Source organism: Pseudarthrobacter sp. J1763 (assembly GCF_050490295.1).
In the GTDB taxonomy this organism is placed as follows: Bacteria; Actinomycetota; Actinomycetes; order Actinomycetales; family Micrococcaceae; genus JBNPEO01.
Genome location: NZ_JBNPEN010000009.1, coordinates 93,536 through 102,994 on the forward strand (window position 1 = coordinate 93,536; position 9,459 = coordinate 102,994).

General features: G+C 57.4%; 6 protein-coding genes and 1 tRNA gene. 5 read left to right on the plus strand and 2 right to left on the minus strand.

The genetic code is table 11. The features are described 5' to 3' along the window. Positions 1–77 precede the first annotated feature (77 nt). Genes gltB through pyk form a run of 3 tightly spaced genes read left to right on the plus strand, consistent with a single transcriptional unit; the run spans position 78 to position 7,706 of the window. On the plus strand, positions 78–4,694 hold the full coding sequence (gene gltB / locus ACQQCD_RS10450) for a glutamate synthase large subunit (RefSeq protein ID WP_430268323.1): 4,617 nt from the start codon (positions 78–80) through the stop codon (positions 4,692–4,694). Continuing rightward, positions 4,687–6,144 carry a glutamate synthase subunit beta gene (locus tag ACQQCD_RS10455; protein WP_430268324.1) on the plus strand — a complete coding sequence of 486 codons (1,458 nt, stop codon included), beginning with the start codon at positions 4,687–4,689 and terminating at the stop codon, positions 6,142–6,144. Before gltB ends, ACQQCD_RS10455 begins: the two co-directional genes overlap by 8 nt. A gap of 59 nt (positions 6,145–6,203) precedes the next feature. Then, complete coding sequence (pyk, locus tag ACQQCD_RS10460; RefSeq protein ID WP_430268325.1) at positions 6,204–7,706, plus strand: pyruvate kinase; 1,503 nt, start codon at positions 6,204–6,206, stop codon at positions 7,704–7,706. A 66-nt stretch (positions 7,707–7,772) separates the two neighbouring features. On the opposite strand, the gene ACQQCD_RS10465 is transcribed toward pyk, so the two are convergent. Continuing rightward, complete coding sequence (locus tag ACQQCD_RS10465) at positions 7,773–8,378, minus strand: ANTAR domain-containing response regulator (RefSeq protein ID WP_430268326.1); 606 nt, start codon at positions 8,376–8,378, stop codon at positions 7,773–7,775. Between the two features lie 167 nt (positions 8,379–8,545). Between ACQQCD_RS10465 and ACQQCD_RS10470 the strand changes: the two genes are divergently transcribed. Beyond that, positions 8,546–8,626, plus strand: a tRNA-Leu gene (locus tag ACQQCD_RS10470). Positions 8,627–8,702: 76 nt separating this feature from the next. Here the strand turns inward: ACQQCD_RS10470 and ACQQCD_RS10475 are convergent. Continuing rightward, positions 8,703–8,933, minus strand: a complete 231-nt coding sequence (locus tag ACQQCD_RS10475; RefSeq protein WP_430268327.1) for a hypothetical protein — start codon at positions 8,931–8,933, stop codon at positions 8,703–8,705. 91 nt (positions 8,934–9,024) lie between these two features. Here ACQQCD_RS10475 and ACQQCD_RS10480 point away from each other — a divergent pair. Beyond that, the coding region (locus ACQQCD_RS10480) for a transposase (protein WP_430267761.1) at positions 9,025–9,459 on the plus strand (435 nt) is incomplete at its 3' end.

Genomic DNA, 9,459 nt, shown 5'->3' on the forward strand with positions numbered 1-9,459 from the left:
CGCCCGTCACACGGGCAACATCGTGGGGCCAGTGTTGTCCCCTCCGTAGGCACGACCAGGAGGAAGGACGTTCAGTCATGACTCGAGAGCTTCAAATCCCTAACGGGAGCACACCAACGGCCCCCAGTGGCGTTGAGTCCCCGTTCAAGCGTTTCGCTAATATGCCTGCAGCTCAGGGACTCTACAGTCCTGACCAAGAGCGTGACGCATGTGGTTTGGCCATTATTGCCACCCTGCGCGGCGAGCCAGGCTATGACATTGTGGCCAAGGCCCTGACTGCGCTACGCAACCTCGAGCACCGCGGCGCTGTGGGCGCAGACGAAGGTACCGGCGACGGGGCCGGCCTCCTGATGCAGGTCCCTGACGAGTTCTTCCGCGCGGTCACCGACTTCGATTTGCCGCCAGCCGGACAATACGCCGTAGGTACAGCGTTTTTGCCTGCGGTGGATCGCGAAGCTGAGACGGCCAAAGCTGGCATTGAAGCTCTCGCTGAAGACGAAGGGCTTAAGGTTCTTGGTTGGCGTGAAGTGCCGATTGTGGCCGATCTTGTAGGTGCCATGGCACGAGCATGTATGCCCTACTTCTCGCAGCCGTTCTTCGCTACCGAAAACGGCGAAGTGCTGGACCGCAACGAGCTCGATTCTCGTGCTTGGCGTATCCGCAAGCGTGCCCAAAACAAGTTCGGTGTGTACTTCCCGTCGCTGTCCTCACGGACGATTGTCTACAAGGGAATGCTGACCACAGCTCAGCTGGAACCGTTCTACCCTGACCTTTCAGACCAGCGGTTTAAGACCAAACTGGCTATTGTTCACTCCCGATTCTCCACCAACACGTTCCCGTCATGGCCGCTGGCTCAGCCGTTCCGCACCATTGCCCACAACGGTGAAATCAACACGGTCAAGGGAAACCGTAACTGGATGCGTGCACGCCAATCCCAGTTGCAGAGCCCGCTTTTGGGTGATTCGCCTGAAGAGTTGTACCCCATCTGCACCCCGGGCGCTTCTGACTCAGCCTCCTTTGACGAGGTAGCTGAGCTCTTGTGGCTCTCCGGCCGCCCCATCACTCACTCGATCATGATGATGATCCCCGAGGCCTGGGAAAACCACGCCACGATGGATCCGGCTCGCCGTGCGTTCTACGAGTACCACTCCATGTTGATGGAGCCGTGGGACGGCCCTGCAGCAGTATCCTTTACCGACGGTAATTTGGTTGGCGCAACTTTGGACCGCAATGGCCTGCGTCCGGGACGTTACTGGATCACCGAAGAGGGTCTGATCGTCTTCGCCTCAGAAGTTGGTGTGCTTGATATTGAGCCGTCCAACGTGGTCAAAAAGGGCCGTGTTTCGCCGGGGAAGATGTTCTTGGTGGACACCGAAGCCGGACGCATCATTGCTGACGAAGAGGTTAAAGCGGAGATCGCTGCAGCGAACCCGTGGGCTGACTGGGTCAAGGACAACCTGATCAACCTCGAGGATCTGCCTGAGCGTGAGCACGTGGTTCACACCCGCGCCTCGGTCAACATTCGCCAGCGCACCTTTGGCTACACCACTGAAGAACTCAAGATCCTTTTGGGCCCCATGGCAAGCAAGGGTGCTGAGCCACTCGGTGCCATGGGATCGGACACTCCGGTAGCTGTGCTCTCCAAGCGTCCTCGCTTGCTGTTCGACTACTTTGTTCAGTCCTTCGCGCAGGTCACTAACCCGCCGCTGGATGCTATCCGCGAGGAACTGGTTACCTCGCTGCGTTGCGCTGTTGGTCCCAACGGTAACTTGCTGGACACCTCACAGGTCCGTCAGCCGCAAATCTCGCTGCCGTTCCCGGTGATCAACAACGATCAGCTGGCTAAGATTGCAAACTTGGAAAACGCCGACGGCGATCGCGTAGCCATCAAGGTGCGCGGCTTGTATCGCCCCGAAGGCGGCGAAGCAGCACTGCGGGCCCGTTTGACCGAAATTTGTGAGCAGGTTTCCGGTGCCATCAACCGTGGTGTTCAATATGTGGTCCTTTCTGACCGCGACTCGAACGCCCAGTGGGCGCCGATTCCTTCCTTGCTGCTTCTCAGCGCGGTTCACCACCACTTGCTGCGTAGTGCCAACCGCACCAAAACAGCGCTGTTGGTAGAAGCTGGCGATGTGCGCGAAGTCCACCACGTTGCAGTTCTGGTGGGCTACGGAGCCTCGGCAGTGAACCCGTATTTGGCCATGGAAACCGTTGAAGAGCTCATCCGCTCCGGCGATGTTGTGGGGGTTACGCCTGAAGCTGGCGTTTACAACCTCATCAAGGGCCTGGGCAAGGGCGTCTTGAAGATTATGTCCAAGATGGGCATCTCCACCGTGGGTTCATACTGTGGTGCGCAAACCTTCGAAGCACTTGGATTGTCTCAAGAGCTTGTGGATGAATACTTCTCTGGAACTCGTTCGCAGCTCGGCGGCGTTGGCTTGGACGTGATCGCGGCAGAAGTTTCCGCTCGCCACGGCTTCGCCTACCCGGAAGAGGGCATCGAGAAGCCGCACAGCCCGCTGGTGGGTGGAGGCGAGTACCAGTGGCGCCGCGACGGCGAACCACACTTGTTCAACCCTGAGACGGTTTTCCGTTTACAGCATGCAACACGCGAACGCCGCTACGACATTTTCAAGGCGTACACCAACGGTGTTGACGATCAGTCAACCAACTTGATGACCTTGCGTGGGTTGCTCAAGTTCAAGAACGGAGTCCGCCCGCCAGTTCCGCTGGAAGAGGTGGAGCCGGTTTCTTCGATTGTGAAGCGCTTCTCTACCGGTGCCATGAGCTACGGTTCCATTTCTCAAGAGGCTCACGAGACGCTTGCTATTGCCATGAACCGTTTGGGCGGTAAGTCCAACACGGGTGAAGGTGGCGAAGACGTTGAGCGTCTTTTGGATCCCGAGCGCCGTTCGGCGATCAAGCAGATTGCCTCTGGCCGTTTTGGTGTCACGAGTTTGTACCTGACGAACGCCCAAGACATTCAGATCAAGATGGCCCAGGGCGCAAAGCCTGGCGAGGGTGGCCAGTTGATGGCCCAGAAGGTTTACCCGTGGGTGGCCCGCACGCGTCACTCAACGCCGGGTGTTGGGCTCATTTCGCCGCCCCCGCACCACGACATTTACTCGATCGAGGACCTCGCGCAGCTCATCTACGATGCCAAGCGCGCTAACCCCTCGGCTCGTGTTCACGTCAAGCTCGTCTCTGAGGTGGGTATTGGCACAGTGGCCGCCGGTGTGACAAAGGCTAAGGCCGACGTCGTACTTGTTTCAGGGCACGACGGCGGTACCGGCGCCTCGCCGCTGAACTCGCTCAAGCACGCTGGTGTTCCGTGGGAGTTGGGCTTGGCAGAGACTCAGCAGACACTGATGCTCAACGGGCTCCGTGACCGTGTTGTGGTTCAGGTTGATGGTCAGCTCAAGACTGGCCGGGACGTGGTCATTGCCGCGCTCCTGGGTGGCGAAGAATTTGGTTTTGCTACGGCCCCGCTGGTGGTTTCGGGCTGCATCATGATGCGTGTTTGCCACTTGGATACTTGCCCGGTGGGCGTGGCAACACAGAACCCTGAGCTGCGTGCACGTTTCAGTGGCAAGCCCGAGTTTGTGATCAACTTCTTCGAATTCTTGGCTGAAGAAGTTCGCGAAATCCTGGCAGAGCTTGGTTTCCGCAGCTTGGAAGAGGCCATTGGCCACTCTGAGGTGTTGGACACTCGGGATGCGATCAACCACTGGAAGGCCGAGGGTCTTGACCTGGATCCGATCCTGCACGGTCTGGAATTTGACGATGACGCTCCTTTGCGCAATCTCACCACTCAGAACCACGAGTTGGATAAGCACTTTGACCAGCAACTGATCACCATGTCCGCAGAGGCGCTTACGGATCGCAGCCCGGTGAAGATCTCCCTTGAGGTCATCAACACGGACCGGTCTGTGGGCACCATGCTTGGCCATGAGGTAACCAAGAAGTTTGGTGTTGAAACGCTTGCCACGGACACCATTGATGTCACGCTCACCGGTACTGCCGGGCAGTCATTGGGTGCTTTCTTGCCAGCCGGTATTACCTTGCGGCTCTTTGGCGATTCAAATGACTACGTGGGTAAGGGCCTTTCCGGCGGACGTATTATTGTCCGTCCGGACCGCACAAACGTTTTCGCCGCCGAACGCAACGTGATTGCCGGCAACGTGATCGGTTACGGTGCCACCAGCGGAGAGATTTTCTTGCGCGGCCAAGTGGGCGAACGCTTTATGGTCCGCAACTCAGGCGCCACAGCAGTGGTTGAAGGTATTGGCGATCACGGTTGTGAGTACATGACCGGTGGACAAGCGCTGATCCTAGGACGCACAGGCCGCAACTTCGGCGCTGGTATGTCCGGTGGAACGGCCTACGTTTTGGACTTGCGTCCTGAACGGGTCAACAAAGAAGCTGTGGAATCTGGCGAACTGAAACTCATGCCGCTTGATGCTGAGGATCGGGACATTGTTCACGGTCTCCTGCAGAAGCACGTTGAGGAAACAGAATCGCTTCACGGTACTCGTTTACTCGAGAACTTTGACGACACAGCAGCGCGTATCACTAAGGTGCTCCCGCGCGATTACGCAGCAGTGCTGCAGACACGCCTAGATGCTATCGAAGAGGGCCTTGACCCCGATGGCGAAGAAGTCTGGTCTCGAATCATGGAGGTAACCGGTGGCTGATCCACGCGGATTTTTGAAAGTACGCCAGCGCGAGACGCAGCCCCGCCGCCCCGTTCCGGTTCGTATTATGGACTGGAAAGAAGTGTACGAGGCTCAGGAAAAGGGTGTCCTCAAGGCCCAAGCCGGGCGGTGCATGGACTGTGGTGTGCCGTTCTGCCACCAGGGATGCCCGCTAGGTAACCTCATTCCGGAGTGGAATGACCTTACGTGGCGTGGCCAGGGTCAGGAAGCAATTGAGCGTTTGCACGCCACCAACAACTTCCCGGAGTTCACGGGACGTTTGTGCCCGGCACCGTGCGAGTCCTCATGTGTCTTGGGCATCAACCAGCCAGCCGTAACCATCAAGCAGGTAGAGGTTTCTATCATTGATGAAGCTTTCGAAAACGGTTGGGTTGAGCCTTTGCCACCTACCCGTTTGACCGGCAAAACAGTGGCTGTGGTTGGCTCTGGCCCCGCAGGTTTGGCTGCTGCCCAGCAGCTCACCCGCGTGGGGCACACCGTTGCCGTCTACGAACGTGACGACAAGATCGGTGGCTTGCTCCGCTACGGCATCCCCGACTTCAAGATGGAAAAAGAACACCTGGACCGTCGTCTCGAGCAGATGAAGGCGGAGGGGACCCGCTTCCGTACCGGAGTTTCGGTGGGCACCGACGTTAGCTGGGAACAATTGCGACGCCGCTATGACGCCGTCGTTATTTGCACCGGCGCCACCGTGCCGCGCGATTTGCCGATTCCCGGCCGCGAACTGGACGGCGTTCACTTCGCCATGGATTACTTGGTTCCCTCCAACCGCGCGGTGGCAGGGGAGTCCCTGGAATCTCAGATTCACGCCAAGGACAAGCACGTAGTGATCTTGGGCGGTGGCGATACTGGGGCTGACTGCTTGGGTACCGCCCACCGCCACCAAGCGGCATCAGTGACTACATTGGCTATTGGTCAGCAGCCGCCGGAAGAGCGTGCAGCTCACCAGCCATGGCCAACCTTCCCCACGCTGTTTGAAGTTGCTAGCGCCCATGAAGAAGGCGGTGAGCGCAGCTACTTGGCGTCCACCGTTGAATTTGTGGGTCAAGACGGCAAACTGACCGGCGTGAAAGTTGCCGAGACAGAATTTGTAGACGGCAAGCGACTGCCCAAGGCCGGTACGGAGCGTGTGATCCCTGCTGACCTGGTTTTCTTGGCACTGGGTTTCACCGGCGCTGAGCCAGCTGGCATCCAGGAACAGGTAAAAGCAGAATTCGATGGCCGCGGCAACGTGGCACGCGATGGCTACTACATGACCAACACTGAAGGCATTTTTGTGGCCGGCGATGCTGGCCGCGGACAGTCCCTGATTGTCTGGGCCATAGCCGAGGGCCGGGCCGCCGCTGCAGCCGTTGATCAATTCTTGATGGGTAGTACCATCCTTCCGGCACCGGTGGCACCCACCGATAAGGCGATCTCCGTTCTTTAGTCGCCAGAAATTCAGACGTTAGAAATCTAATGAGTAGTTGTAAGAACTAGGGTAGGTATATGAGACGCGCAAAAATTGTGGCCACTTTCGGCCCGGCCATCGCCAGCTTTGAAAACACGCTTGCCGTGTTGGAAGCCGGCGTAGATGTGGCCCGCATGAACATGAGCCATGGTGACCATGGAGTACATGACAACACCTACGAGAACGTTCGCAAGGCATCCGCCCAATTGGGTAAGGCTGTTGCGATCATGGCTGACCTCCAGGGCCCCAAGATTCGTCTTGGCCGCTTTGTTGATGGTCCTCATGCCCTTGCCGTGGGTGACATCTTCACCATCACCACCGAGGATGTTCCAGGTACCAAGGACATTTGCTCCACCACCCTCAAGAGCCTGACCGAGGACGTCAAGGTTGGTGACGCCCTGCTGATCGACGACGGTAAAGTCGCCTTGCGTGCCATTGAGGTGGACGCCGTCAAGGTAGTCGCAGAGGTAACTGTTGGTGGTGTTGTGTCCAACAACAAGGGCATCAACTTGCCTGGAGTTGCGGTCAACGTACCTGCACTGAGTGAAAAAGACGAGACCGACCTGCGCTGGGCTATGCAGCGTGGCGTTGACATGGTGGCTTTGTCCTTCGTCCGTGATGCCTCGGACATTGTCCGCGTTCACGAAATCATGGACGAAGAGGGCCGCCGTGTGCCGGTGATCGCCAAGATCGAGAAGCCGCAGGCCGTTGAGCAGTTGTCTGAGATCATTGATGCGTTTGACGCGATCATGGTGGCTCGTGGTGACCTCGGTGTGGAGCTGCCGCTTGAAGAGGTACCGATCGTTCAGAAGCGCGCCGTTGAATTGGCTCGCCGCTGGGCCAAGCCGGTTATTGTGGCAACTCAGGTTCTTGAGTCCATGATCGATAACCCGCGTCCTACTCGCGCTGAAGCATCTGACTGCGCGAACGCCGTTCTGGATGGTGCTGACGCTGTCATGCTTTCGGGCGAAACCAGTGTTGGTAAGTACCCCATCGAGACCGTTAAGACCATGGCTCGGATCATTGAGTCCACTGAAGAGCACGGCCTCGAGCGCGTCCCCCCATTGGGTACCAAGCCCAAGACTCGCGGTGGAGCAATCACTCGCGCCGCCGTCGAAATCGCTGACCAAATTGACGCGAAGTACATCTGTACTTTCACGCAGTCCGGTGATTCTGCGCGTCGTCTGTCCCGTTTGCGTCCAATCAAGCAGGTCTTCGCTTTCACTCCTGTGGAGCAGGTCTGGAACCAGTTGGCACTAACTTGGGGCATTACGCCGTTACTGGTGCCGATGGTGGACCACACTGATGACATGACGGCGCAGGTGGACCGTAGCCTGCTCGAGAGTGGCTTGGTAGAAGATGGTGACCTGGTGGTTATCGCTGCCGGTTCCCCTCCCGGACAAGCTGGCTCCACGAACTCCTTGAAGGTTCACCGTGTGGGCGACTTGGCAGACACCAAGAAGTCTGACGGTGTTCCGGTTAACAAGGAAAAGCTTGGCCCGTGGCCTGAAAAGAAGAAAAAGAGCAACGGCAAGATCTAGTTGCACATAAGGAAGGCTCCCACCGAGGTGGGAGCCTTCCTTATTTTTTGAGTATTTAGTTGCGAACTAGTTGACCTGGTTAATGATGGTCTCGGCAACTTCGCGCATGCTCAGTCGGCGGTCCATGGAGGTCTTCTGGATCCAGCGGAAAGCTTCCGGCTCAGTGAGGCCCATCTTGGTGGTCAAAAGGCTCTTAGCGCGCTCTACAAGCTTGCGAGTGGCGAACTGTTCCTGCAGGTCAGAGACCTCATTTTCGAGGGCTTTGATCTCTTCGTGGCGAGAAAGAGCGATTTCCAACGCGGGGATGAGATCGGCCGGGGTAAACGGCTTCACCACGTAGGCCATGGCGCCGGCGTCCCGTGCGCGCTCCACAAGTTCTTTCTGGCTGAAAGCAGTGAGGAGAACCACCGGGGCAATGCGGGCTTTGACGATCTTTTCCGCAGCGGTGATGCCGTCCATGACCGGCATCTTGACGTCCATCAGGACCAGATCCGGCTTGAGTTCTTCGGCTAGCTGAACAGCCTTTTCGCCATTGTCGGCTTCGCCAACGACGTCGTAGCCCTCACCGCGGAGAATCTCAATAATATCCAAGCGGATAAGTGTTTCATCCTCGGCTACCACCACGCGGCGCGCGGGCTGGGCGGGGCTGGTTGAATCCGTCTGTTCTGACACAGGATCTCCTCGAGAGCGGGGTAGTGGGACGCTTAAAGTTTAGTCGCGATGACGCCACCCTTGCCGCCAATGCTCGATTGTTGGTTTTAGCCTATATGCATGTAGAGTAGTTTCGCGCACTGAGTCGCGGAGGGAACCAAAAGGTTACTTGACTCTAGTGTTTCCGCGCCCGAGTGGCGGAACGGCAGACGCGCTGCACTCAAAATGCAGTATCGAAAGGTGTGTGGGTTCGAATCCCACCTCGGGCACAATTGTGATGTCTCGGGTCATAGTTCTCACTATGTCTCGGGACATCGTTCCCACTTTTTGTGGGGATGAATATAGTTACACCTCGGTCTTCGGACCGGGGTGTTTCTTTTTTGCCTGGTAGTCCTTGGTGTCGTCGAGGATGTATTCGGCGATGATTTCTGCTGTGTCGTGATGGATGACTATGACTTCGGTGTCGTGTACTAGCAACCGGACCTTGTCGTATTTGTATGCTCGCCCGATGCCGAGGTGAAGGAGGTGACCTCCGTAGCGCAGGCTGACGGTTCCTGATGCGTCGACTCGGTCCATACGGGCGCGGAAGTGCGGCTGGTCTTTTGTCAGGGCTGGGGTTGCTGAGGTGTACTACTGATCTGAGACAGTCTTTGAAAGGATTGTTCTCATGTCTTCTCGACCCACCTATTCTGATGAGTTCAAGGCTGATGCTGTTGCGTTGGCTAGTTCCTCTGGCCGGCCATTAGCTCTGGTAGCCGTTGAGCTTGGCGTTTCCCTGACCGCTCTCAAACGCTGGATCAGGCTCGACCGTGAAGGCGAGACTGGCGGCGCCCGAACACCGGACACCCCGGTTGATGCAGCGAAGTACAAGGCGATGGAAATCCGGTTACGTGAAGTGGAACGGGAGAACGAATTCCTAAAAAAAGTTTCAGCGCATCTATCGCCAAAGAGCAACGGTAGAAGACTTCTACCGCCTTGTTCAGCAGGAGGAGAACGCTGGAGAGAAGATCGCGTTCATGTGCCGGAAACTCGGTGTTCCACGGTCCTCGTATTACCGCTGGAGGGATGCTATCGATACGCCCACAACGATTCGGCACCGGGA